The organism is Streptomyces sp. RLA012 (assembly GCF_056270325.1).
The window spans coordinates 6111087-6134137 of sequence record NZ_JBWDPA010000002.1; the positions used below are offsets into that span (position 1 = coordinate 6111087).

Annotated in this window: 24 protein-coding genes; 8 read left to right on the top strand and 16 right to left on the bottom strand. The window is 69.9% G+C overall.

What is annotated here, in order from left to right:
- Nucleotides 1-17 precede the first annotated feature (17 nt).
- Together bla and RV986_RS27960 are read right to left on the bottom strand one after the other, a co-directional pair.
- Complete coding sequence (bla, locus tag RV986_RS27955; protein ID WP_475920016.1) at nucleotides 18-1004, bottom strand: class A beta-lactamase; 987 nt, start codon at nucleotides 1002-1004, stop codon at nucleotides 18-20.
- Complete coding sequence (locus RV986_RS27960; RefSeq protein WP_475920017.1) at nucleotides 926-1162, bottom strand: DUF397 domain-containing protein; 237 nt, start codon at nucleotides 1160-1162, stop codon at nucleotides 926-928. The genes bla and RV986_RS27960 overlap by 79 nt, the downstream gene beginning before the upstream one ends.
- A 267-nt stretch (nucleotides 1163-1429) precedes the next feature.
- Here RV986_RS27960 and RV986_RS27965 point away from each other — a divergent pair, with 267 nt between their 5' ends.
- The 3 genes from RV986_RS27965 (at nucleotide 1430) to RV986_RS27975 (ending at nucleotide 4351) form a co-directional block, all read left to right on the top strand.
- Nucleotides 1430-2188 carry a trypsin-like serine peptidase gene (locus RV986_RS27965; RefSeq protein ID WP_475920018.1) on the top strand — a complete coding sequence of 253 codons (759 nt, stop codon included), beginning with the start codon at nucleotides 1430-1432 and terminating at the stop codon, nucleotides 2186-2188.
- A 222-nt stretch (nucleotides 2189-2410) separates the two neighbouring features.
- Complete coding sequence (locus RV986_RS27970; protein ID WP_475920019.1) at nucleotides 2411-3418, top strand: C40 family peptidase; 1008 nt, start codon at nucleotides 2411-2413, stop codon at nucleotides 3416-3418.
- Between the two features lie 204 nt (nucleotides 3419-3622).
- Entirely contained in the window at nucleotides 3623-4351 is a 729-nt protein-coding gene (locus tag RV986_RS27975) for a phosphatase PAP2 family protein (RefSeq protein WP_475920020.1), read from the top strand.
- 38 nt (nucleotides 4352-4389) lie between these two features.
- Here RV986_RS27975 and RV986_RS27980 read toward each other — a convergent pair whose 3' ends face one another.
- Together RV986_RS27980 and RV986_RS27985 are read right to left on the bottom strand one after the other, a co-directional pair.
- On the bottom strand, nucleotides 4390-5967 hold the full coding sequence (locus RV986_RS27980) for an FAD-binding oxidoreductase (RefSeq protein WP_475920021.1): 1578 nt from the start codon (nucleotides 5965-5967) through the stop codon (nucleotides 4390-4392).
- A gap of 177 nt (nucleotides 5968-6144) precedes the next feature.
- On the bottom strand, nucleotides 6145-6315 hold the full coding sequence (locus RV986_RS27985) for a hypothetical protein (RefSeq protein WP_475920022.1): 171 nt from the start codon (nucleotides 6313-6315) through the stop codon (nucleotides 6145-6147).
- Nucleotides 6316-6432: 117 nt separating this feature from the next.
- On the opposite strand from RV986_RS27985, the gene RV986_RS27990 reads away from it, so the two are divergent.
- Entirely contained in the window at nucleotides 6433-7272 is an 840-nt protein-coding gene (locus RV986_RS27990) for an SCO4651 family lipoprotein (protein WP_475920023.1), read from the top strand.
- 156 nt (nucleotides 7273-7428) lie between these two features.
- Nucleotides 7429-7617, top strand: a complete 189-nt coding sequence (locus RV986_RS27995) for a hypothetical protein (protein WP_475920024.1) — start codon at nucleotides 7429-7431, stop codon at nucleotides 7615-7617.
- Between the two features lie 21 nt (nucleotides 7618-7638).
- Here RV986_RS27995 and RV986_RS28000 read toward each other — a convergent pair whose 3' ends face one another.
- Nucleotides 7639-8061 carry a metal-sensitive transcriptional regulator gene (locus RV986_RS28000; RefSeq protein WP_475924457.1) on the bottom strand — a complete coding sequence of 141 codons (423 nt, stop codon included), beginning with the start codon at nucleotides 8059-8061 and terminating at the stop codon, nucleotides 7639-7641.
- A gap of 296 nt (nucleotides 8062-8357) precedes the next feature.
- On the opposite strand from RV986_RS28000, the gene RV986_RS28005 reads away from it, so the two are divergent.
- Nucleotides 8358-8978, top strand: coding sequence for a DUF47 domain-containing protein (locus RV986_RS28005; protein WP_475920025.1), 621 nt, complete (start codon nucleotides 8358-8360; stop codon nucleotides 8976-8978).
- A gap of 6 nt (nucleotides 8979-8984) precedes the next feature.
- Nucleotides 8985-9983: an inorganic phosphate transporter gene (locus RV986_RS28010; RefSeq protein ID WP_475920026.1), complete on the top strand. Its 999-nt coding sequence runs from the start codon at nucleotides 8985-8987 to the stop codon at nucleotides 9981-9983.
- A gap of 459 nt (nucleotides 9984-10442) precedes the next feature.
- Here the strand turns inward: RV986_RS28010 and pstB are convergent, their stop codons facing one another.
- From pstB to RV986_RS28065, 11 genes are all read right to left on the bottom strand, one after another.
- Nucleotides 10443-11219, bottom strand: a complete 777-nt coding sequence (gene pstB / locus RV986_RS28015) for a phosphate ABC transporter ATP-binding protein PstB (RefSeq protein ID WP_475920027.1) — start codon at nucleotides 11217-11219, stop codon at nucleotides 10443-10445.
- Between the two features lie 49 nt (nucleotides 11220-11268).
- Nucleotides 11269-12333 carry a phosphate ABC transporter permease PstA gene (pstA, locus tag RV986_RS28020; RefSeq protein ID WP_475920028.1) on the bottom strand — a complete coding sequence of 355 codons (1065 nt, stop codon included), beginning with the start codon at nucleotides 12331-12333 and terminating at the stop codon, nucleotides 11269-11271.
- Nucleotides 12330-13337, bottom strand: a complete 1008-nt coding sequence (pstC, locus tag RV986_RS28025) for a phosphate ABC transporter permease subunit PstC (RefSeq protein WP_475920029.1) — start codon at nucleotides 13335-13337, stop codon at nucleotides 12330-12332. Before pstC ends, pstA begins: the two co-directional genes overlap by 4 nt.
- A 100-nt stretch (nucleotides 13338-13437) precedes the next feature.
- On the bottom strand, nucleotides 13438-14571 hold the full coding sequence (pstS, locus tag RV986_RS28030) for a phosphate ABC transporter substrate-binding protein PstS (RefSeq protein ID WP_475920030.1): 1134 nt from the start codon (nucleotides 14569-14571) through the stop codon (nucleotides 13438-13440).
- Between the two features lie 312 nt (nucleotides 14572-14883).
- Nucleotides 14884-15306, bottom strand: a complete 423-nt coding sequence (locus RV986_RS28035; protein WP_475920031.1) for an NUDIX hydrolase — start codon at nucleotides 15304-15306, stop codon at nucleotides 14884-14886.
- Nucleotides 15307-15316: 10 nt separating this feature from the next.
- Nucleotides 15317-16447, bottom strand: a complete 1131-nt coding sequence (locus tag RV986_RS28040; protein WP_475920032.1) for a CHAD domain-containing protein — start codon at nucleotides 16445-16447, stop codon at nucleotides 15317-15319.
- Nucleotides 16428-18659: an RNA degradosome polyphosphate kinase gene (locus tag RV986_RS28045; RefSeq protein WP_475920033.1), complete on the bottom strand. Its 2232-nt coding sequence runs from the start codon at nucleotides 18657-18659 to the stop codon at nucleotides 16428-16430. The genes RV986_RS28040 and RV986_RS28045 overlap by 20 nt, the downstream gene beginning before the upstream one ends.
- A gap of 315 nt (nucleotides 18660-18974) precedes the next feature.
- Nucleotides 18975-19913 carry a hypothetical protein gene (locus tag RV986_RS28050; protein ID WP_475920034.1) on the bottom strand — a complete coding sequence of 313 codons (939 nt, stop codon included), beginning with the start codon at nucleotides 19911-19913 and terminating at the stop codon, nucleotides 18975-18977.
- On the bottom strand, nucleotides 19910-20935 hold the full coding sequence (locus tag RV986_RS28055) for an ABC transporter permease (RefSeq protein ID WP_475920035.1): 1026 nt from the start codon (nucleotides 20933-20935) through the stop codon (nucleotides 19910-19912). The genes RV986_RS28050 and RV986_RS28055 overlap by 4 nt, the downstream gene beginning before the upstream one ends.
- A complete protein-coding gene (locus RV986_RS28060; protein ID WP_475920036.1) occupies nucleotides 20932-21837 on the bottom strand; it encodes an ABC transporter ATP-binding protein in 906 nt (301 codons plus the stop codon). The genes RV986_RS28055 and RV986_RS28060 overlap by 4 nt, the downstream gene beginning before the upstream one ends.
- Entirely contained in the window at nucleotides 21834-22220 is a 387-nt protein-coding gene (locus RV986_RS28065) for a GntR family transcriptional regulator (RefSeq protein WP_475920037.1), read from the bottom strand. Before RV986_RS28065 ends, RV986_RS28060 begins: the two co-directional genes overlap by 4 nt.
- Before the next feature lie 224 nt (nucleotides 22221-22444).
- Between RV986_RS28065 and RV986_RS28070 the strand changes: the two genes are divergently transcribed.
- Nucleotides 22445-22987: an RNA polymerase sigma factor gene (locus RV986_RS28070; protein ID WP_475920038.1), complete on the top strand. Its 543-nt coding sequence runs from the start codon at nucleotides 22445-22447 to the stop codon at nucleotides 22985-22987.
- Nucleotides 22988-23051 lie beyond the last annotated feature (64 nt).

Consider the following 23051-nt stretch of genomic DNA (forward strand, 5'->3'; position numbering starts at 1 on the left):
GCCTCGGGTGCCTCGCGTCAGCCCACGGCCGCGGCCAGGACCGAAGCCGTGGCGGCGACGAGCGGGTTGTCGGCGGCGGCGTCCGGCGCGGGCTTGGTGGTGAGGACGGCCAGCACCACCGGGGCTCCGTCCGGGGTCCAGGCGATGCCCACGTCGTTGGCGGTGCCGTGTTCGCCGGTGCCGGTCTTGTCGGCGATCGTCCAGTTCTCGGGCAGGCCCCTGCGGAAACGCTCCGTGCTGGTGGTGTTGCCCAGCAGCCAGGTCGTCAGCCGGTCGCGGTCCCGGTAGTGCAGCGCGTCGCCGAGGACGAGCCGGGCGTAGGTGCGGGCGATGGCCCGAGGGGTGGTCGTGTCCTCCACCCGCCAGGGCTCCGCCGTGTTCAGCTGCGGCTCCCAGCGGTCCAGGCGGGTTTTCGGGTCCCCGAGCGAGCGGCAGAAGCGCGTGATCGCCGTGGGGCCGCCCAGTTCGCGGAGCAGCAGGTTGCCCGCGGTGTTGTCGCTGTAGCGGATCGCCGCGTCGGACAGTTCCGCGACGGTCAGGCCGGCGGCCAGGTTCTCCGGCTTGCTGGTGACCGTGCCGCCGCCCGCGGTCCGTACGTCCGCCGCCGTGTAGTGGATGCGCCGGGCCAGGGTCTCCCCGTGCCGGTCCAGGTCCCGCAGCACGGCCGCCACCGCGAGCGTCTTGAACACCGAGCACATGGGGAACCGTTCCGCCTCACGGTGGCGCACGGTCGCCTTCGTCCTCAGGTTGTACGCGAACGCGCCGACTCTCGCCCCGTGTGCCGCCTCAAGTTCTCGCAGCCGGGCGTGGGTGTCCCGGTGGCGGGTGTCCGCGTACGCCGGTCCCTCGCCGAGCGCGAGTGCGGTGGCCGCGGCGGTGGCAGCGGTGGCCGCGGTGAGCAGGGTGCGGCGTGTTGTCGTGGTGCCTAAGATCTCTCGTCCTCCAGTCCTTCCACGAAGTGGTCGAACTCGCCCGCCTGTACGCCCAGGACGAATGCGTCCCACTTCTTCTGAGTGGTAGTGACGATGTTCGTGGGGTCGCTGGTTTCGCGGATGTAGACCAGGTCGTCGGCGCCGAAGGCGAGTTCGATCCAGGGGCCGGGTCCGGTCGCGTCGTCGGGGGCGGCGCGGATCCAGTCGAGGTCCGGGGGGATGTCGGCCACGGGGGTCTTCCTCCAGGGTGAGGATCGGGGCGGGTGCTGGAACATTCTGGCCCCTTTCACAGATCGCGGATCGACCTGTGGACGAAGCCTCGCGTGAAGGCGTTTGTTGTCCACAGGCTGTGGACAGTCGACCGGGTGCGGGGTCCGGGGATGGGCCGTACGGTGGACCCGGCGCTGTGACCCTGTTGGCTCCCACCGGTGACTCATAGGAGATTCTCAGTGTGGTTCCAGGATTTTTCTTAATTCCGTGAGCCAGAGTGTGAACCGATGAAGCGCACCACTCGTCCCCCTGACAACCGGCGGAACGCTTTGTTCGTCGTGGTCGTGATGCTCGCCGTCACGTCCGCGTCGGTGGCGTCCGCCGATGACGGCCCCGGGCCGCTCGGTGTGACCGTGCAGGCCGACGCGACGAAGGCGAGTGCCCGCGTGGGCGCCCTGTTCGGCGGTGGCGACAGCCTGAGCGGGCACTTCTGCACCGCCTCCGTCGTGCACAGCGAGGGGCGGGATCTGATCGTGACCGCCGCGCACTGCCTGGACGGGGGCGGGAAGTTCCGGTTCGTGCCCGGTTACCGGGACGCCAGGGCGCCGTACGGGATCTGGGACGTCAAGAAGACATACGTCGGCAACGAGTGGGCCGGCGGTCAGGACGAGGACAGCGACGTCGCCTTCGCCGAGGTCGGCAGGCAGGGCGGCAAGGGCGTCGAGGACGTCGTCGGCGGGAACGCCCTCGCCACCGGGCGCGAGACGGGGGCCACCGCCGTCACGGTCACCGGGTATCCCGCCACCCTCGACGCGCCGATCACCTGTACGAACAAACCCACCGCCCACAGCCGTACCCAACAGCGCATCGACTGCCCCGCCTTCGCCGGCGGCACGAGCGGGAGCCCCTGGGTGAACGGGGACAAGGAGGTCGTCGGAGTCCTCGGCGGCCACGAGGCGGGCGGCGACACCGACGACATCTCGTACAGCGTCGTCCTCGGAAGCGAGGTCGCGACGCTCTACAAGGCGGCGCGCAGGGCGGATTAGGAGCGCGCGGGGCGGATTTGGGGCGCGCGGGGCGGGTTTGGGGCGCGCGGGGCGGGTTGGCGGCGCGTGAGGCGGGTTGACGGCGCGCGGGGTGGGGCGACGGCGTGCGGAGTTGGTGAGGGGCGCACTTGGCGCCCGGTTTCTTCTCGTGTGTGATCGTTTCCTCGTACCGGAGTCGCCTCTAGACTGACGTCCGGCGGACTCCCGGGCGGCGAGGGGCGGTTGACGGTGCGTAAGGCGTGGATCGTGGCTACCGCCGTGGCCGGCACCGGGCTCGCCTTCGTGATGGTGCTCGTCATCGGTGTCTACGTCGTCGCGGGGAACCTCGCCAACGGGGTCGGCGGAGGATCGGTCGGGCTCGCCAAGGGCGCCGTGCCGGCCGCGTACCAGACACTCGTACAGCAGTGGGGCAATCTGTGCAGCGCGATCAATCCGGCGCTGCTCGCGGCCCAGCTCTATCAGGAGAGTGGATTCAATCCGAACGCCCAGAGTCCGGCGAAGGCGGAAGGGATAGCGCAATTCATCCCGGGGACCTGGGCCACGCACGGAATCGACGGCAATGGGGACGGCAAGCGCGACGTATGGGACCCGAATGACGCGATTCCTTCGGCTGCCTCGTACGACTGCAAGCTCGCGTCCTATGTGAAGGACGCCCCGGGGAACATCACCGAGAACATGCTCGCCGCTTACAACGCGGGGGCCTATGCGGTCATCAAGTACGGGGGCGTGCCGCCGTACAAGGAGACCCAGAACTACGTCAGGACGATCACCACCCTGGAGAAGAGCTTCGCGCGTCCGGTGAGCCGGGTGGATCCCTCGCAGCAGGCCGCCGCGGCGATCTACTACGCGCAGAAGAAGCTCGGCACGCCCTACCTGTGGGGCGGCAACGGCACCGCTGACCAGGGTGGACGCTTCGACTGCTCGGGGCTCACGAAGGCCGCGTACGAGAGTGTGGGGGTCACCCTGCCGCGGGTCGCCAACGACCAGTACAACGCCGGCCCGCACCCCGCGCGCGAGGAACTGCTCCCGGGCGATCTGGTCTTCTTCTCCGACGACCTCACCAACTCCCGGGCCATCCGGCATGTCGGTATCTATGTGGGTGGCGGGTACATGATCGACGCACCGCGGACCGGTGCCGTCATTCGCTTCGACCGCATCGACACCCCCGACTACTTCGGTGCCACGCGCGTGACCGAAGATGGCGCGAAAGCATTGCCGACGACGGTTTGATCCCACCCCTGAGCTGCGGCGATGTATCTCTCTTCGATAACGTCTGCGTGATCATTTGGTGGAGTGTGGAACGTACTGACGGGGACTGTGCGTTCCTGTTGGCGTAGAACGTTGGCATAGAGCGGATCTACGACCACGGGGGTGGATCGGGCGGCGCACGAAAGGGTGCGCCCGTAGGAAAGACGACGAAGGGGCCGCAGCACCATGGCTGGACTCGCCGAATCCGGTTCGAACCCCGACGTCGATCTGCTGTACGACATCAATGGCCTCGCCAAGGACGCACCGCACTGGTTCGACCGTGGCATGGAGTTCGTCGGCGAGTACGGACTGCCGCTCGCCATGGTCCTGCTGGTGCTGTGGTGCTGGTGGACCGTGCGGCGCCGGGGCGGGGGAAACGCCGCGAACGCCGCGAACGCCGAGAGCGCCGCCTCGTCGGTGGCCGCGCTGGTCTGGGCGCCGCTCGCCGCCGGGATCGCGGTGCTGGTGAACATGCCGATACGAGGCTTCGTGGAGCGGCCCCGCCCCTTCGCCGACCACCAAGGACTCGACGTCCTGACCGCCGACAAGACCGGCTTCTCCTTCGTGAGCGACCACGCGACGCTCACCATGGCGATGGGGGTCGGGCTGTTCGTCGCGAACCGGAAGTTCGGGCTGGTCGGGATAGGGATCGCGCTGCTCGAAGGGTTCTGCCAGGTCTACATGGGTGTGCATTACCCGACGGACGTCGTCGGCGGCTTCGCCCTCGGCACCGCCGTCGTACTGCTGCTGTCCCCGCTCGCCATGGCGCTGCTGACCCCGGTGATGAAGGCCGTGGAGCTGTCGCAGCGGGGCGGCCGGCTGATTCAGGCCCGGCGTACGGGGCCTGCGGGGCAGGAGACGATCATTCCGGGAGCTCGGGCGGAGCGGCCCGAGGAGCCGGACCTCGCGGCGTAGGCGCGCGCCGCCGTTTCCCCTTGTGGCCGCGCCTGTTCCTACAGCGCCTGGGGGAAGGTGAAGAAGCGGTTCGGGTCGTACTGCTTCTTCAGGGCCGTCAGGCGGGTGGCGGCGTCGCCGTAGTACGCCTTGCGCCAGTTGGTGAGGGTCGGGTCCGTGTAGTTCTGGTAGGCGGCGCCGGAGGCGTGGCGGGCCATCGCCGCGTGGGCCGAGGTCAGCCAGGACTGGACCGTGGTGCCGGAGGCGCCCGCACCCCAGGAGGCGATGTACTGGGCGAGCATCCGGGAGCGGCGGTGCACGAAGGCCGTCGCGGTGGGCGAGACCCGGTTGACGGCGCCGCCCAGCGCGGTGAGCGCGATGCTGCCGGCGCCGCCGCGGACCGAGGAGACCTGGTTCAGCAGGGTCTGGATGCCGGCCGCGGAGATCGAGCGGTCGAAGAAGTCCGAGCGGGCCGCGTACGTCTCGCGGCCGAGGGCACCCTGCGGGGAGCGGCCCGGCGTCGAGCCCGGCAGGTGGCACTGGGCGTCGGCGGCGAAGGACGAGCAGCCCGCGTACGCCTCCATCGACTCCTCGTAGGAGTGCTTCTTGAGTGAGACACTGCGCGCGGGGGCGCCGACCTTGGTGGCGAGGCGGTCCACGGCGTTCTGGAGTTCGCCGTAGGTGCCCAGGGAGAAGGCGGCGACGGCGACGGTGGGGGTGCCGTTGCCGTTCTCCAGGTGGAGCGAGGACCAGATCTCGTCCGGCTGGCTGGGGCCCCACTCCTGCCAGGCCTTCACCACGGCGGCGGCCTTCGTCCAGGGCCAGGTCAGGTACGCCGACACGGCCTGCGGGGCGGGGTGGGTCTTGAAGCGGAGCTCGGTGACGACGCCGAAGTTGCCGTTGCCGGCGCCGCGCAGCGCCCAGAAGAGGTCCTTGTTCTCGCTCGCGTTGGCGACGAGCTGCTTGCCGTCCGCGGTGATCAGCGTCGCCTGGGTGAGGCTGTCGCAGGTCAGGCCGTACGCCCGTGACACGACGCCGTGGCCGCCGCCGAGGGTCAGGCCGGAGACGCCGACGGTCGGGCAGGACCCGGCCGGGATCGTGACGCCCTTCGCGGCGAGCGCCCGGTAGACGTCGATCAGCTTGGAGCCGGCGCCGACCACCGCCTCGTTCGCGGACGCCCGGATCGTGTTCAGCTTGGACACGTCCAGGATCAGCCGGCCGTTTCCGGAGGACCAGCCCGCGTAGGAGTGGCCGCCGTTGCGGATCGACAGCGGGATGTTGTGGGCGCGGGCGTAGGCCATGGTCGTACGGATGTCGTCGGCATGGGCGACGTACGCGACGGCGGTGGGCTTCAGGGAGTCGAAGCGGGTGTTGTAGAGCTGGTGGGCCGTCGACCAGCTGCGGTCACCCGGGCGGACCAGGGGACCGTCCAGGTCCTTGGCGAGCGCGGTCCAGTTCGCGGCGGCGCGCACGGCGGTGCCGGTGCTTGTGGCGGTGGCCGTGGCCGTGCGCAGCGAGGTGTCGCCCGTGTCCGTGGCGGCCGAGGCCTTGTCGGCGCCGGCCTTGCCGTTGCAGGCGGACGTGACCGCCACCGCGAGTGCGGCCGCGCCGCCACCTATGAACGTACGCCGTTGCATGTGCGCCTCCGTTTGCTTCCCTGTGCGTGAGACGAGACGGGCGTCCGTTGCCAGGAGTTCCACAGCGTACGACTGCGGGACGGAACCGGGACATGACCGTGATCACACGCGGATGGCGCCCCGGCCGTCCCTACCCGCCCATCCGTCCCATCCCGTTCCCTCCCGTTTCGCCCCGGCCTAGGTGAGCGTGCTCACCGTGTGACCTTTCGCGTCCGCGCGGGCCAGGCTGCGGGCGCGGCGGGCCGGGCCGCGCCAGCCGCAGGTGCAGCGGGCTACACAGAAGTGCCCCTGTTCGACCGTTGTCGTGCGGTGTTCCGGGGTGCGGTGGGTGTCTTCCGATTGCGCCACACCAAGAACGTTACCCAAGGCAAGTAAATGAATCGCCACCGCGTGACGGGCGTCCCTACCCGTCGTTAACCGGAACGACAGGAGGCCCGGGACGGACCGGCTGGGGGTCGGCAGACGATGGTGGCGCAGCAACGGAGGCAGCGAGGTGTGGGCGTCGTCGCGGTCGCGGTGACGGGGGTCATGGTCTGCGTCGGCGGGTGTTCCGTCGACCGGGCCGGCGCCGAGGACGCGCGGGCCGGCGCCACCCCGGTCGAGGTGGTGCGCCGGGCCGCCGCCACGCTGGAGCGGGCCGGCAGCGCGAAGGCCCGTACGTCGATGGAGATGGCCACCGGGGGGACCCGGGTGACCATCCGAGGCCAGGGCGTCTACGACTTCAGGAAGCAGCTGGGACGGTTGAAGGTGCTGCTGCCGCAGGATCCGGCGGGCGCCGTCGAGCACCGGCCGATCACCGAACTCCTCGCTCCGGGTGCCCTGTTCATGAAGAACCGTGGCGCGGGTGTCCCCGCCGACAAGTGGGTGCGCGTCGACACGGCCACCCTCTCGGACGGGAATCTGGTGACCGGTGGTGCCACCGACCCGTTCGCCGCGGCCGAGCTGTTGCGGGGGGCGCGGACGGCCACGTATGTGGGCAGGACGGAGGTGGCCGGGACGCCGGTGCGGCACTTTCGCGGGACCGCCGACCTGGAGATCGCCGCGAAGAGCGCCTCGAAGGGGAACCGGAAGGCGCTCGCGGCGGCGGCGAAGGGGTTCGCCACGGCCGAAGTCCCGTTCGACGCCTACCTCGACGACCAGGGGCGTGTCCGCAAGCTGCGCAACCGGTTCAGTTTCGTCAACGGCCAGCACCAGGGCATCGTCGCGGTCGCCTCGACGACCTTGCTGTACGACTTCGGGGTCCCCGCCCACGTACGGCTTCCGGAGGCCGGTGAGATCTTCGCCGGGAAGATCGTGGAGCCGTAGTTCGTCCGTGCGGCGGTCCGCGTGTCCGTCCGTGCGGCGGTCCGGGCCCGGTCCGTGTATGGGCAGGAGGTGGGGGCTGGAAATGGCCCTTCCGTGCCATGCGCCGTGTGTAGGCCGCTCCCTACTCTAGGAAGCCGGTGACGGCAGGAAGAGGTGATGCACGTGGCTCCGGTCGGCGGTACGGCAGTTCAGGACCACGTGGCCCTCGCCGAGATCGAACTGTGCGGCGACCTGATCATCGCGGCCTCGGCCGCCCACGAGGACCGGCTCAGCCTTGAGAGCATCGACGAGGTGCTGAAAGTGGCCGAAGAGCGTGGGGCGCGGGGGAGCGGCACGGGGAAGTAGGGGCCCTGCTCGCGTGCCGCGTCAGGTGCGCAGCAGCCGGCCGATCGCCTTTGTCGCCTCCTCGACCTTCGCGTCGATCTCCTCGCCGCCCTTGAGGGCCGCGTCCGCGACGCAGTGGCGCAGGTGCTCCTCAAGGAGCTGGAGGGCGAAGGACTGCAGGGCCTTCGTGGAGGCGGAGACCTGGGTGAGTATGTCGATGCAGTAGACGTCCTCGTCGACCATCCGCTGCAGACCGCGGATCTGGCCCTCGATGCGGCGCAGGCGCTTGAGGTGTTCGTCCTTCTGCTTGTGGTAGCCGTGGATGCCGCGGTCGTGGTCGGTCACGACGTCCTGGGTCTCCCGGGTCCCCTGTACCCCCTGGGTGCCCTGGGTGCCCTGGGTCCCTTCGGCCTTCGAGGCCCCTCGGTTCTCCTGCTTCTCCTGCTTCTTCTGGTTCTCCGGGATCTTCTGAATGTCCTGGATCTCCGGGATCTCCTGGGCTGTTTTGGCCTTGCCGGAGGGCGCCGTCGCGCCGGCCTCGGTGGTCGTCATCGCGTCCTCCCGCTGGTACGGTTTATATACCCCTGGTGGGTATATGGTAACGAACTTTGCTGGGTATAGGGCCCTTGCCCGATGCCGCGACCGGTCCCTGTGCTGATCACTGTGCCTGATGGGCGACACTGGAAGACGGCCGGTTAGCTGTGGCCGGATGATGCGCCTAGCATCAGCCTGACCGAACAAAAGGACTCCGAGGACCCCAAGTGCGCTTTCGTCTGACCCCCAGGGAGACGAGCTTCTATGACATGTTTTCCGCCTCCGCGGACAACATCGTCACGGGCTCGAAACTCCTGATGGAACTGCTCGGGGCGGACGCCTCCGCCCGGGCCGAGATCGCAGAGCGCATGCGGGCCGCCGAACACGCCGGTGACGACGCCACTCACGCGATCTTCCACCAGTTGAACTCCTCCTTCATCACGCCGTTCGACCGCGAGGACATCTACAACCTGGCCTCGTCCCTCGACGACATCATGGACTTCATGGAGGAGGCCGTCGACCTGGTCGTGCTGTATCAGGTCGAGGAACTCCCCAAGGGTGTGGAACAGCAGATCGAGGTGCTGGCCCGGGCCGCCGAGCTGACCGCCGAGGCCATGCCGAACCTGCGCACCATGGACAACCTCACCGAGTACTGGATCGAGGTCAACCGGCTGGAGAACCAGGCCGACCAGATCCACCGCAAGCTGCTCGCTCATCTCTTCAGCGGCAAGTACGACGCCATCGAGGTGCTGAAGCTCAAGCAGATCGTGGATGTGCTGGAGGAAGCGGCCGACGCGTTCGAGCACGTGGCGAACACGGTGGAGACCATCGCCGTCAAGGAGTCCTGAGGCTTCGTGGACACCTTTGCCCTGGTCGTGACCATTCTGGTCGCGCTCGGATTCACGTACACGAACGGCTTCCACGATTCGGCGAACGCCATCGCCACGTCGGTGTCCACCCGGGCACTGACTCCGCGGGCCGCGCTCGCCATGGCCGCGGTGATGAACCTCGCGGGTGCGTTCCTCGGCAGCGGGGTCGCGCACACCGTCAGTACGGGGCTGATCGAGACGCCCGAGGGCGGCAAGGGGATGGGGATCCTCTTCGCGGCGCTCATCGGGGCGATCGTCTGGAACCTCGTCACCTGGTACTTCGGGCTTCCGTCGTCCTCCTCGCACGCGTTGTTCGGCGGGCTGGTGGGCGCGGCGCTCGCGGGCGGTACGACGGTGCTCTGGTCCGGAGTGCTCGACAAGGTCGTCATTCCCATGTTCCTGTCACCGCTCGTCGGCCTGATCGTCGGCTATCTGGTGATGTGCGCGATCATGTGGATGTTCCGGCGCGCCAACCCGCACAAGGCCAAGCGGGGGTTCCGTATAGCGCAGACGGTGTCCGCGGCGGGGATGGCGCTGGGGCATGGTCTTCAGGACGCCCAGAAGACCATGGGCATCGTGGTGATGGCACTCGTCATCGGTGATGTGCAGGGAGCGGACGATCCGATTCCGGTGTGGGTGAAGATCGTCTGTGCGGTGATGCTCTCGCTGGGGACGTACGCCGGTGGGTGGCGCATCATGCGCACGCTGGGACGGAAGATCATCGAGCTTGATCCGCCGCAGGGGTTCGCCGCGGAGACGACGGGGGCGTCGATCATGTTCGCCACGGCGTTCCTTTTCAAGGCGCCGATCTCGACCACGCATGTCATCACCTCCGCGATCATGGGGGTGGGGGCGACGAAGCGGGTGAACGCGGTTCGCTGGGGTGTTGCCAAGAACATCGTGCTGGGGTGGTTCATCACGATGCCGGCGGCGGCGTTGGTGGCTGCGGCCAGCTTCTGGATCGTGAACCTGGCGTTCCTGTAGGCCTTCCTGTGGGCCTGAATGCTCTGAGGAACCGATTCGCCTGAGGAACCGATTCGCCCGGCCTTGGATCCTCCTCTGAGTCTGAGGATTCCTTTGCTGCGGGTGGCTCGTCGTCGGGTGGTTCGTTCGGCTGCGGGCCGGTGGGGGCTGGTCGCGCAGTTCCCCGCGCCCCTCGGGGTGGGGCTGCGCCCCGATCGCCCCGTGCCTCTCGGGGTGGGGCTGCGCCCCGATCCCCCCGTGCCTCTCGGGGTGGGGCTGCGCCCCGATCGCCCCGTGCCACTGAAAGCCTCCGGCGCCGGGTCGCCCCCGGGTCGGGGGTGGGGCGGTGGCGAAGGACGTATCCCCTGTGTGTGTCGGGGAAGACGAGCGGGCCCGCCCCCGGGAGCCAGGGGCGGGCCCTTCTCGTCCTCGCGGTGGCACCGCCATGCAGCACCGCGAGGGGTTCTTGTGCGGGACGGCTCAGCCGAAGCGGCCGGAGATGTAGTCCTCGGTGGCCTGGACCGACGGGTTGGAGAAGATGCGCTCCGTGTCGTCGATCTCGATGAGTCGGCCGGGCTGGCCCACCGCGGCCAGGTTGAAGAACGCGGTACGGTCCGAGACGCGCGCGGCCTGCTGCATGTTGTGCGTCACGATGACGATCGTGAAGCGCTCCTTCAGCTCGCCGATCAGGTCCTCGATCGCGAGGGTCGAGATCGGGTCCAGGGCCGAGCAGGGCTCGTCCATGAGGAGGACCTGCGGCTCCACCGCGATCGCCCGCGCGATGCACAGGCGCTGCTGCTGACCACCGGACAGGCCCGAGCCGGGCTTGTTGAGGCGGTCCTTGACCTCGTTCCAGAGGTTCGCGCCCTTGAGGGACTTCTCGACGACGTCGCTGAGCTCGGACTTCTTGTAGGAGCCGTTGAGCTTCAGGCCCGCCGCCACGTTGTCGAAGATCGACATCGTGGGGAAGGGGTTGGGGCGCTGGAAGACCATGCCGATCGTGCGGCGCACGGCGACGGGGTCGATGCCGTGGCCGTACAGGTCCTCGTCGTCCAGCAGCACCTTGCCCTCGACACGGCCGCCGGGGGTGACCTCGTGCATACGGTTCAGCGTGCGCAGGAAGGTCGACTTGCCGCAGCCGGAGGGGCCGATGAAGGCCGTCACCGAGCGGGGCTCGACCGTCATCGAGATGTCTTCGATCGCCTTGTGAGCGCTGTAGTAGGCGGTGAGACCGCTTACGTCGATTCGCTTGGCCATGTCAATCACTGCTTCTTTCGCAAAGGATTCGGGTCGCTGATCGGCCGCGTCAGCGGCCCGTCTTGGGGGCCTTCCAGCGCGCGATGCCACGCGCCGCCAGGTTGAGGATCATGACGAAGGCGATGAGCGCGAGTGCTGCCGCCCAGGCCCGGTCGTAGGCCGCGCCGGAACCGGCGCTGTTCGCGTACTGCTGGTAGATGTACAGCGGCAGCGAGGCCTGCGGGTCCGAGAACGGGTTGGTGTTGATGAAGTTGGTGCCCCACACCAACAGCAGCACGGGAGCGGTCTCACCGGTGATGCGCGCGACGGCGAGCATCACACCCGTGGTGATACCACCGATGGAGGTCGGCAGAACCACCTTGATGATGGTGCGCCACTTCGGGATGCCCAGCGCGAGGGAGGCCTCGCGCAGCTCGTTCGGGACGAGCTTGAGCATCTCCTCGGTGGAGCGGACCACCACGGGCATCATCAGGATCGACAGGGCGAGCGAGCCGGCGAAGCCGGAGTAGCCCATGTCCAGGATCAGGATCCAGAAGCTGAGGATGAACAGACCGGCGACGATCGACGGGATGCCCGTCATGACGTCGACGAAGAACGTGACGGCCTTGGCGAGCTTGCCGCGCCCGTATTCGACGAGGTAGACCGCGGTGAGCACGCCGATCGGCACGGCGATCAGGGTCGCGATGGCGACCTGCTCCAGGGTGCCGATGATCGCGTGGTAGATACCGCCACCGGTCTCGGTGTCGGCGACCACACCCATGGAGTGGGTCAGGAAGTAGATGTCGAAGACCTTCACGCCACGCTTGACGGTCTCCCAGATCAGGGAGGCGAGCGGGATGACGGCGACGATGAAGCAGACCCAGACGAGGCTGGTCGCGACGCGGTCCTTGGCCTGGCGGCGGCCCTCGATGCGCGCGGCGATGCCGAACGTGCCGAGGACGAAGAGGATGGCGGCGATCAGGCCCCACTGGACCTTGTTGTCGAGGCCGCCGATCAGGCCGATGAGGACGGCGAGGACCACGGAGCCGCCGGCGATGGCCCACGGGGACCACTTCGGGAGGGTGGCGCCGCGCAGGGAGCTGGGGCGCTTGGGGGTGACGTCTGTGGTGCTCATGCGTTGGCCCCCGAGTACTCCTTGCGGCGGTTGATGATCATGCGCGCCGCGCCGTTGACCACCAGGGTGATGACGAACAGCACGAGACCGGAGGCGATCAGCGCGTTCTGGCCGAGCGGGGTGGCCTCGCTGAACTTGCTCGCGATGTTCTGCGCGAAGGTGCCGCCGCCCGGGTCGAGCAGGCTGGCGTTGATCTCGAAGGTCGGGGAGAGGACCGTGGCGACGGCCATCGTCTCGCCGAGCGCGCGGCCGAGGCCCAGCATCGAGGCGGAGATCACACCGGAGCGGCCGAAGGGCAGCACCGACATGCGGATGACCTCCCAGCGCGTGGCGCCGAGGGCCAGCGCGGCCTCCTCGTGCATCTGCGGGACCTGCCGGAAGACCTCACGGCTCACGTTGGTGATGATCGGCAGGATCATGATCGCGAGCAGGATGCCGACGGTGAGCATCGAGCGGGGCGCTCCGCCCTGCCACTCGAAGATGCCGGTCCAGCCGAAGTAGTGGTCGAGCCAGCCGAAGAGGCCGTTCATGTGCGGCACGAGGACGAGGGCGCCCCAGAGGCCGTACACGATGGACGGGACGGCGGCGAGCAGGTCGATCACGAACGCGATGGGGCCGCCGAGCTTGCGCGGCGCGTAGTGCGTGATGAACAGGGCGATACCGACCGCGACCGGGACCGCGAGGGCCATCGCGATGACCGCGGACACGATCGTGCCGAAGGCCAGCACCGCGATGCCGAACACCGGCGGCTCGATGCTGGTGTTCCACTCGAAGGTGGTCAGGAAGTTGCCGTGGTCCTTGCTGATCGCGTCGGCGGCGCGATAAGTGAGGAAGGCCGCGATGGCGGCCATGATCACCAGGAGAAGGATGCCGGACCCACGGGAGAGACCGAGGAAGACCCGGTCTCCGGGGCGGGTGGCGCCGCGGCTCGCGCGCTTCTGCTCGGCCGCGGAAGGCTGTGGGGCGGGGGGAGGCGCTTCAGTGTTCTGTGTGGATATGTCCATCGGGATTCTCCGGTCTGCGGAGCCGTAAGGGGTGGCGGCTCCAGGCGGCGGTGCACCGGACGGTGCGGCCCGCCTCGGCGAGGCGGGCCGCACACTCAGGTCAGCTCAGGGAAGAGATGGTCGTGCGGACCTTGGCGATGATCTCGTCGGGGATCGGGGCGTACTTGGCGTCGGTCAGCAGCTTCTGACCGTCCTCGCTCGCGATGTAGGTGAGGAAGGACTTCGTCGCGGCCAGGGTGTCGGCCTTGTTGCCCTTCTCGCAGATGATCTCGTAGGTGACCAGGGTGAGCGGGTAGGCGCCCTCGGCGGTCGGCTTGTAGTTCAGGGAGAGCGCCAGGTCGCTGCCGGTGCCCTTGACCGTGGCGGTGGAGATGGCCTTGGTGGCGTTCTCGACGGTGGCCTTCACCGGGGTGGCGGCGGCCGTCTTCAGGTCGACGGTGTTGATGCCGTCGGCGGCGTACGAGAGCTCGAAGTACGAGATCGCGCCCGTGGTCTGCTTCACCTGCGCGGCGAGGCCGGAGGAGCCCTGCGCCGACTGGCCACCCTTGGCCTGCCACGCCTTGCCGCCGGAGTAGTTCCAGTCGGAGGGGGCGACAGCCTTCAGGTACTTGGTGAAGTTGTCCGTGGTGCCGGACTCGTCCGAGCGGTGGAAGGCCTGGATCTTGGTGCTGGGGAGCGTGGCGCTCGGGTTCAGCGCCTTGATCGCGGCGTCGTTCCACGTCTTGATCTTGCCGTCGAAGATCTTGGCGATGGTGGAGGCGTCCAGCGTGAGGCTGTCCACGCCCGGGAGGTTGTAGCCGATCGCGATCGGGCCGCCGACCATCGGCAGGTCGATGGCCGCGTTGCCGCCACAGGCGCTCTTGGAGGCGGTGACCTCTTCGGGCTTCAGCGGGGAGTCCGAACCGGCGAACGCGGTCTGGCCCTGGGTGAACGCGGTGACACCGGCGCCCGAACCCGTCGGGTTGTAGTTGATCTGCACACCGGAGCAGGCCTGGGTGAACTGCTTCACCCACGCGTCGATCGCGTTCTTCTGTGCGGAAGAGCCGGAGGCCTGCAGCTGCCCCTTGGCGTCGTCGCACTTGATGGAGCTGGCGTTGCTGGCCGGAGCCGAGCTGTCGCTGCCACTGCTCTTGCCGGTGTCGTCCGAGCCGCACGCCGTGAGGGCCAGGGCGCCGGAGACGGCGACGGCACCGAGCGAGAGGGCGCGAAGCCGGTTCTTGCGCTGAAGCTTCACTTTTCGGGAGTTCCTTCCAGGAGCCGCCGTCGGGTGGCGGCGTGCAATTCGGTGTCATGCGGAGGTGGCGTCGAGGATTTGTCCGGGACGCGCTCTGCACCGTGTAAGGCCGAAATTAGGCAGAACAGGTGAAGTAGCCAATGGCCATAGGTAAACGGAAGGTGAACCCCTGCGGGCGGTGCGGTAAGGTCACGGAACGCTCACGTCTCGGACACGGTGGCATTCCATTACGCGGGGCGGTGTGGAGCGCGCGGTGGGCCGTTTCCCGCGCCCCCTTCGGGGCGCAGATGCCCACGACGGACGCGCCGATATCTACGACAGATGCAAGGTGCTCAGTAAGGCGTCCACCAGATCGCTGTCCCTCGGCTGGGTCAGACGGTGGCGGGCCGCCGTCGGGGGGAGCCACAGGATGCGGTCGACTTCGTCGTTCGGGGTGAAGCGGCCGTCCGTCGCTTCGGCGGCCCAGTAGCGGACCTCCTTGGGGCGGCCGGCGACGAAGTAGCGGAGGGTGGGCAGCTCGGTGCCGGGCAGGGCGGTGTACCCCGTTTCCTCCTCGACCTCCCGCAGCGCCCCGGCGAGGGGGTCCTCGCCGCGCTTGAGTTTGCCCTTCGGATGCGACCAGTCGTCGTACTTGGGCCGGTGGACCAGACATATCTCCAGCTCACCGTCGATCGGCGACCGGCGCCACAGGGCGCAGCCCGCCGCTCGTACGGTCCTGAAGGCGTCCTCGGTCATCGAGCCTCCCTCACCGGGTGCGTACGGCTTCTTTCCGCCAGCTCTGCTGGAACGCGAACCGGGCCGCCTCCACCTCGTGCCGCTGATCGGCGTGCAGCACGCCGAGGGCGTACGCCGTCGCCGGGGCGATCCGCGGGGTGCGGGCCGCCGACGCCGCGGCGGAGGCCGCCTCCGCCGCGTCCCGGTGCAGGTTGAGTGCCTGCCCCGCGCCGAGCAGTCGTACGTCGGCGGGGCCTTCCTCTCCGTAGAGGACCTCGCAGGCGTAGCGGTGCAGGCGCAGCAGCAGCCGGACCTGGTGCCAGGGGGCGTCCTGGGGATGGGGGGCGGTGTCGGCGGAGAGGCCGTGCACGAGGGCCTCCGCGTTGTACGGGTGGCCCGCGGTGATCAGCGGCAGCGCGGTGACCGCGTCCGTCAGCCGGTCCGCCGCGGCGGCGGCCAGCGGGCGCAGGTCGGTCGTGGTCGCCGCCGGGGTGAGCGGCACCTCGCTGGCGAGCACGGCGACGCTGTCCGCGACGGCGTGGAAGCGGGAGGAGCCGAGCGCCTGGAGTGCCGCCGAATGGGCCCGGGTACGGGCCAGGGTCAGCTGGCGGTCGAGCAGTGCGCCCGCCTTCGCCGCGCCCACGGTCAGATGGGCCTTGGAGGCGGTGCCCGGGTTCCCGCCGGCCTGGGCGGGGAAGCCGGACGAGCCGCAGAGCCGGTTCAGCGCGCCGAGCAGCCGTTCCAGGCGGGCCGCGTAGGCGTGCTCACGGGCCAGGGTGCCCGACAGCCAGGCCAGTTCGGGGCGCATGCCCTCCGACCAGTCCGCGTCGAGCAGCGGCCGGAAGGTGTGCAGGGTGCCGCTGATGCGGCGGGCCGAGCGGCGCAGGGCGCGCGCCGCGTCGACGGACTCCCCCGAGGTGTTCTCTCCCGAGCCGTTCTCCCCTGCTCGTGAGTCCGCCCGCGAGTCCGCGCGCGAGTCCAGGCGTGAGTCCGCGCGCGCCTTCGCCCGAGCGGGGGCACCTCCTTCGGCGCCGGTCTCCCGGTGCTGCCGCAGGGAACGGAGGAACTCCGTGGCCTGGGCCCTCAGGTAGCCCGCGAGGGCGTCCCCGGACACCGGGCCGACCGTGGAGTCGGTGGGGGGATCAAGGTGTTGCTGTGCCACGCCGGCGCCTCCGGGCGTCTATGAGCATCTCCTGGACGTTCCGTAGGGGCTGGCCGTCCGCGTCGGTCGCGTGCCGGGTCCACTCGCCGTCCGGGCCCAGGTGCCAGGAGGCGGTGGTGTCCGACAGCCCCGTTTCGAACAGCCGGCTGAGGGCCGCCCGGTGGGCCGGATCGGTGATCCGGACCAGAGCCTCGATCCGACGGTCGAGGTTGCGGTGCATCATGTCGGCGCTGCCGATCCACACCTCGGGCTCGCCTCCGTTGCCGAAGGCGAAGACCCGGGAGTGTTCCAGGAAGCGGCCGAGGACCGAGCGGACCCGTATGTTCTCGGACAGGCCCGGGACGCCCGGCCGGACCGCGCAGATGCCGCGCACCCAGATGCCGACGGGCACTCCGGCCTGGGACGCGCGGTAGAGCGCGTCGATGATCGCCTCGTCCACCATCGAGTTGACCTTGATGCGGATGTAGGCGGGGCGTCCCGCGTTGTGGTGCTGGACTTCCTTGTTGATCCGTGCGATCAGGCCGTCGCGCAGGGACTTGGGGGCGACGAGGAGCCGGCGGTAGGTCTCGCGGCGCGAATACCCGGAGAGCCGGTTGAACAGGTCCGACAGGTCCGCGCCGACCTGCGGGTCGGCGGTGAGCAGACCGAGGTCCTCGTACAGCCGGGCGGTCTTCGGGTGGTAGTTCCCGGTGCCGACGTGGCAGTAGCGCCGGAGCGTGTCCCCCTCCTGGCGGACGACCAGCGACAGCTTGCAGTGGGTCTTCAGCCCGACGAGCCCGTACACGACATGGCAGCCGGACTCTTCGAGCTTTCTGGCCCACTTGATGTTGGCCTGCTCGTCGAAGCGCGCCTTGATCTCGACGAGGACGAGGACCTGCTTGCCGGACTCGGCGGCCTCTATCAGCGCGTCCACGATCGGCGAGTCGCCCGACGTCCGGTACAGGGTCTGCTTGATGGCCAGCACGTCCGGGTCCAGCGCCGCCTGCTCCAGGAAGGCCTGGACGGAGGTGGAGAAGGAGTCGTACGGGTGGTGCAGCAGGACGTCGCGCTCGTTCAGGGCGGCGAAGATGTCGGGCGCGGACGCCGACTCCACCTCGGCCAGGTCGCGGTGCGTTCCCGCGATGAACTTCGGGTACTTCAGCTCGGGCCGGTCGAGGGCGCCGATGCCGAAGAGACCGGTCAGGTCGAGGGGGCCCGGCAGCGGGTACACCTCGGCCTCGGAGATCTTCAGCTCGCGTACGAGCAGGTCGAGGACGTACCGGTCGATGGACTCCTCGACCTCCAGGCGCACCGGCGGCCCGAAGCGGCGCCGCATGAGCTCCTTCTCCAGTGCCTGGAGCAGGTTCTCGGCGTCGTCCTCCTCGACCTCCAGGTCCTCGTTGCGGGTGAGGCGGAAGGTGTGGTGCTCCAGCACCTCCATGCCCGGGAAGAGCTCCTCCAGGTGCGCCGCGATCACGTCCTCGATGGGGACGTAGCGGTTGGGGGAGGCCTCCAGGAAGCGGGAGAGCAGCGGCGGGACCTTGACGCGCGCGAAGTGCCGGTGGCCGCTGACCGGGTTGCGTACCACCACGGCCAGGTTCAGGGACAGGCCGGAGATGTACGGGAAGGGGTGCGCGGGGTCGACCGCCAGCGGGGTCAGGACCGGGAAGATCTGGTGCCGGAAGAGGGTGAAGAGGCGGGCCTGCTCCTTCTCCGTCAGCTCGCTCCACCGGACCAGGTGGATGCCCTCCTCGGAGAGCGCGGGGGCCACGTCCTCCTGGTAGCAGGCCGCGTGCCGGGCCATGAGCTCGCGCGAGCGGGCCCAGATCATCTCCAGGACCTCGCGGGGCTGCAGGCCGGAGGCGGACCTGGTGGCGACGCCGGTCGCGATGCGCCGCTTCAGTCCGGCCACCCGGACCATGAAGAACTCGTCCAGGTTGCTGGCGAAGATCGCCAGGAAGTTCGCCCGTTCGAGCAGGGGCGTGGTCGGGTCCTCGGCGAGCTCCAGCACCCGCTCGTTGAACGCCAGCCAGCTGCGCTCGCGGTCCAGGAAGCGGCCCTGTGGCAGGGTGATGCCGTCCTGCACCGTGTCCTCGTAGGCGTCGAGGTCGGCATCGATGTCGGGTTCCAGGTCGGAGACGTTCGCCGCCACGGTGTGCGGGCGGTGGGCGGCTATGGATCCGACGGAGGGCTGCGGGTGCTGCACCGGTGCCTGGGCGCTGGGCTGGTTCATGGACCCATTCTTCCGCGCCGGGAGCGGGACCGGCGCGTCGGAGAGGGCGAGAGGCAGTGGGGCGAGGCGGATGTTCCCGTTCCGCGTCGCCGGCAGCAGCTCGTTCCCCGTCGTCGGCGAGGGCTCGTTCTCCGGCGGAGGCGAAGGCTCTGGCGCGGCGGGCTTCATTGGCTGAGCGTCGCAAGCTCGTCTGAATCAATGGTTACGGCGACATGACGTGCGGGATATCGGGGAGCGGCTCCCGGACGTCGACATGTCCGGAAGCCGCGTATGTCCCCACCCCCGTGGGGGACTTGTCGGGCCGGTCGGTTGCTCCTAGGCGGTGCGGTGGCGCAGCAGCCGGAAGGCGGTCGCGGTGGCGACGGCGGTCACGGCGAGGACGATGCCGGTTTCCACGAGGTGGAGGGGCCAGTAGTGGGAGGCCGGGTGGTAGACGGAGTACCAGCCGGTGATTCCGTGCTCGGCCAGACACCGCTTGGCCTCCGCGCCCAGGCCGCCGCACCGCCCGTACTCGGGGTTCGCCACGCGTCTGCCGTGCACGAGCACCCCGTTGGCCAGCTGCCAGGAACTGTCGGGCGGGCTGAAGCGGGCGGTGCCGGTACGGGTGACCGAGGGCCACAGGTCCGCGCGGAAGTGCTGCAGGAGCTGGTTGAGCACCAGCAGCACGGCGAAGGAGACGCCGAGGGCGGGCAGCGCGCGGCGCAGCACCAGTCCGGCGAGCGCGCCGACGGCCAGCGCGCACAGGCCGTACGCCGCCATCGCCGGGCCGCGGGCGACGAAGACGCTGACGGCGCTCCAGCTGTCGCCCATCCGGTCCGGGTCGATCGACCAGGCGTGGCGGTACACCGGCACCAGGACCGCACCGCCGGCGGTGATCAGCAGCGCGGGCAGGGCCAGCTTGGCGGCCAGCCAGCGCACGGGGGTCACCGACTGGGTCCAGGCGAGCTGTGCGGTGCCCGTCTCCAGTTCGCGGGCGACCAGGGCGGCGCCCGCCCAGGCCGCGACGGCGAAGAAGGAGTAGCACAGGAATATGGCCGACCAGCGCAGGGCGTCGCCGTAGTCGAGCGTGGCGTCGATGGAGCAGACGCTGTGGTGTGCGCAGTAGGCCAGCTCCGCCCGGGCGGCGGGCGCCTTGACCTCGACCGCCCACACCAGGAGCCCGGTGACGGCGGCCACGAAGGCGCCCCAGGCGAGCAGCGCCGCGCGGTGCACGCGCAGGACGGTCCAGGGCAGGCCGTTGACGGCGGCGTTCACCGGCGGGCCTCCTTCGGGGCGCTGCCGGTGCGGCGGTTCAGCAGCCGGAAGGCGGCGAGGACCGCGAGCGCGGTGGGCAGGAGGATCAGGCCGGTCGTCATGAACTGCAGCGGCCAGTAGTGGGACTGGGGGTGCGAGTCGCTGTAGAAGCTGACGGCGTCGAGCTTCTCGTACAGGTCACGGCACTGCCCGAAGTGGCTGCTGCCGCAGTGCGGGTCGGACAGCCGGGTGCCGGTGGAGGTGAGGAGGCCTGCGTCGACGGTGATGCCCGGGTGGTCGGGGCCGTCGTGGGTGAGGCTGCTGGCGAGGTGCACCGTCGGCCAGAGGTGGGGCATGGCCAGGCCGGCGACGATCCGGACGGCACCCGTCCAGAGCACCGCCACGACGAGCGCGCCCAGTGAACGGCGCAGCACGAGACCGGCGAGCGCGCCGGCGACCAGACCGGACAGGGCGAGAGCGACGCTGGTCGGGCCGTTGGCGTAGAAGACGAGGACGTCGGTCCAGTCCTTGGCGGTGTCGATCCGGCCCTGGCCCCTGACCCACATCAGGCGGTGCAGCACGACCAGCACGCCGGTCCCGGCGGTGAGGACCGCGGCCGGGACCGCCAGCTTGACCGCCAGCCAGCGCGCCGGGGAGACCGACTGGGTCCAGGAGAGGTGCGCGGTGCCGTTCTCCATCTCGCGGCCCACGAGCGAGGCGCCCGACCAGGCGGCGACGAGGAACGGCAGGAAGGTCACCCCGAGGGAGGCGTAGAGGGAGAGCGACTTGTAGCGGATGATCGCGTTCTGGTCGTAGGTGCAGGCGGCCATTCCGCAGCGGTCGTACTGCCGCCAGGCCGCGGCCGCGGTGTCCGTCCCCGGGCCGTACAGCCACAGCAGCAGGACCACGAGGGCGACGAACAGGCCGGCCCAGATGTAGAGCGCCGGGCGGTGCAGCCGCAGCAACGCCCGGATCAGACCACGGGTGGCGGACGGGCGGTGGGCGGGCGCCGCCGGGGTGCCGGTGGTGGCGAGCGCGGTCATACGGCGGGCTCCTCGGCGGCGGTGCGGGCGGAGGCGAGGAGCAGCGCGGGGGCCTCGGGGTTGCGCAGGTGCGCGAGGACCAGTTCCTCCAGGGAGGGCATGGTGGCGCGGGCGTCGGCTCCGGTGGAGACCGGGCCCTGGGGGCGGATCAGGGCGGTCAGCTGCCGCCCCGTGGTGCGGGATTCGACCACGGTGTGCGGAGCGAGGTCGCGGACCGGGCCCGTCGTCAAAGTGTGCGCGGCCAGCAGATCGTCCAGGTCGCCGGCCAGCCGGACCTGGCCGCCGCCTATCAGCAGCAGGTAGTCGCAGGAGCCCTCCAGCTCGGCGACGACGTGCGAGGACATCGCGACCGTGGTGCCGTACTGGGCGGCCTCGGCCATCAGCGTGCCCATCAGTTCGTGCCGGGCGAGCGGGTCGAGATCGGCCATCGGCTCGTCCAGGAGCAGGAGTTCGGGCCGCTTGCCGAGCGCGAGGGCGAGCGCCACGCGGGTGCGCTGACCGCCGGAGAGCGTACGGACCTTGGCCTTCGGGTCGAGACCGCCGGCCTCGTACGTGATCCGTTCGGCGACCGTGGCGTCCCAGCGGGCCGGGTTGAGCTCGTGGCCCAGGCGCAGTGTCTCGGCGACCGTGAGCTGCGGATACAGCGGCTTGTCCTGGGCGACGTACGCGACGCGTTCGCGGGCGGCGGCCGGGTGGGTGCCGAGCACGGCGAGGGAGCCCTCGGTGGGGGCGAGCAGTCCGGCCGCGTGGGACAGCAGGGTCGACTTGCCCGCGCCGTTGGGGCCGACGACGGCGCAGACGCGTCCCGCGGGCAGCCGGAAGGAGCACCCGCGCAGTGCCCAGTTCCCGCGCCGCCCGAACTTCTTGCCGAGCCCGGCCGCCTCCATGGCGGTGTCGCTCATTCCATGTCTCCCTTGCTGAACTTTTCCAGTACGGCGGTGAAGAGCGCCGCCACGTCGTCGTGATCGAGCCCGGCCTCGCGGGCCCTGGCGGCCCAGTCGTCGAGCTCGGCGCGCAGCGGGGAGTCCGCCGGGGCCGCGCCCAGTGACTTCCGTACGAAGGTGCCGAGGCCGCGTCTGGCCTCGACCAGGCCTTCGCGCTCCAGCTCGCGGTAGGCCTTCAGGACGGTGTTCGGATTGATCGCGGTGGCTTCCACGACCTCGCGGGCCGTGGGGAGCTTGTCGCCCGGTTCGAGCAGGCCCAGGCGCAGGGCCTGTTTGGTCTGCTGGACGATCTGGACGTAGGTGGCGACGCCGCTGCGCCGGTCGATGCGGTACTCGACCACTCGGACAACCACCCTTTCACTAATTGAGTAGTGAAAGGGTGACGCAAGAGGGTGCGCCGCGTCAAGAGCAGGAGAGGGTGTGCGGAGCCACGAACAGGAAGAGGGTGTGCGGAGCCACGAGCAGGAAGAGCGTGCGCGGAGCCACGAACAGGACCCGCGGGTGGCTCTTTGAAATAAGTGGGCGGGGCGTGAACCGATCGGCGGGGCTCGTCCGATGAGGGGGTGTGAGGGAAACGAGAAGCGACGGAGAGCTGCTGCGGGCCATCGCGGCGGACGGCGACCGGCGCGCCTTCGAGGAGTTGTACCGGCGCTATGCGCCGTGGCTGACCGCGCGCCTGCGCGGCCGCTGTGCCGACGCCGGGATGGTCGACGACGTCGTACAGGAGACCTTCCTCGCCGTCTGGCACGGCACCGCGCGCTACCGGGAGGAGGGTGACGCGGCGGGCTGGCTGTGGCGTATCGGCTCGCGGCGCCTGATCGACACACTGCGCGGCGACGGCGCGCGTGGCCGACTGCGCCAGACACTGGCGCGCTTCCGCCACCGGGACGAGGCCTCCGCCGAGGAGCGCGTCCTGGCCGGGGTCGAGCACGGAGACCTCGCGGGCGCGTTGACCCGGCTCTCACCCGAGCTGCGCGCGGTCCTCCAGGCCACGGTGATCGACGGACTCACGACCCGGGAAGCGGCCGTCCTGCTCGGCATTCCGCCCGGCACGGTCAAGACGCGGGCCCTACGGGCGCGCAAGCAGCTGCGGGAGGAGCTGGCATGAGCGACAGCGGTACGGAGGGACGGGCGCCGCAGGGCGACCGGCCCGGACCGGAGAGCCACGGCTT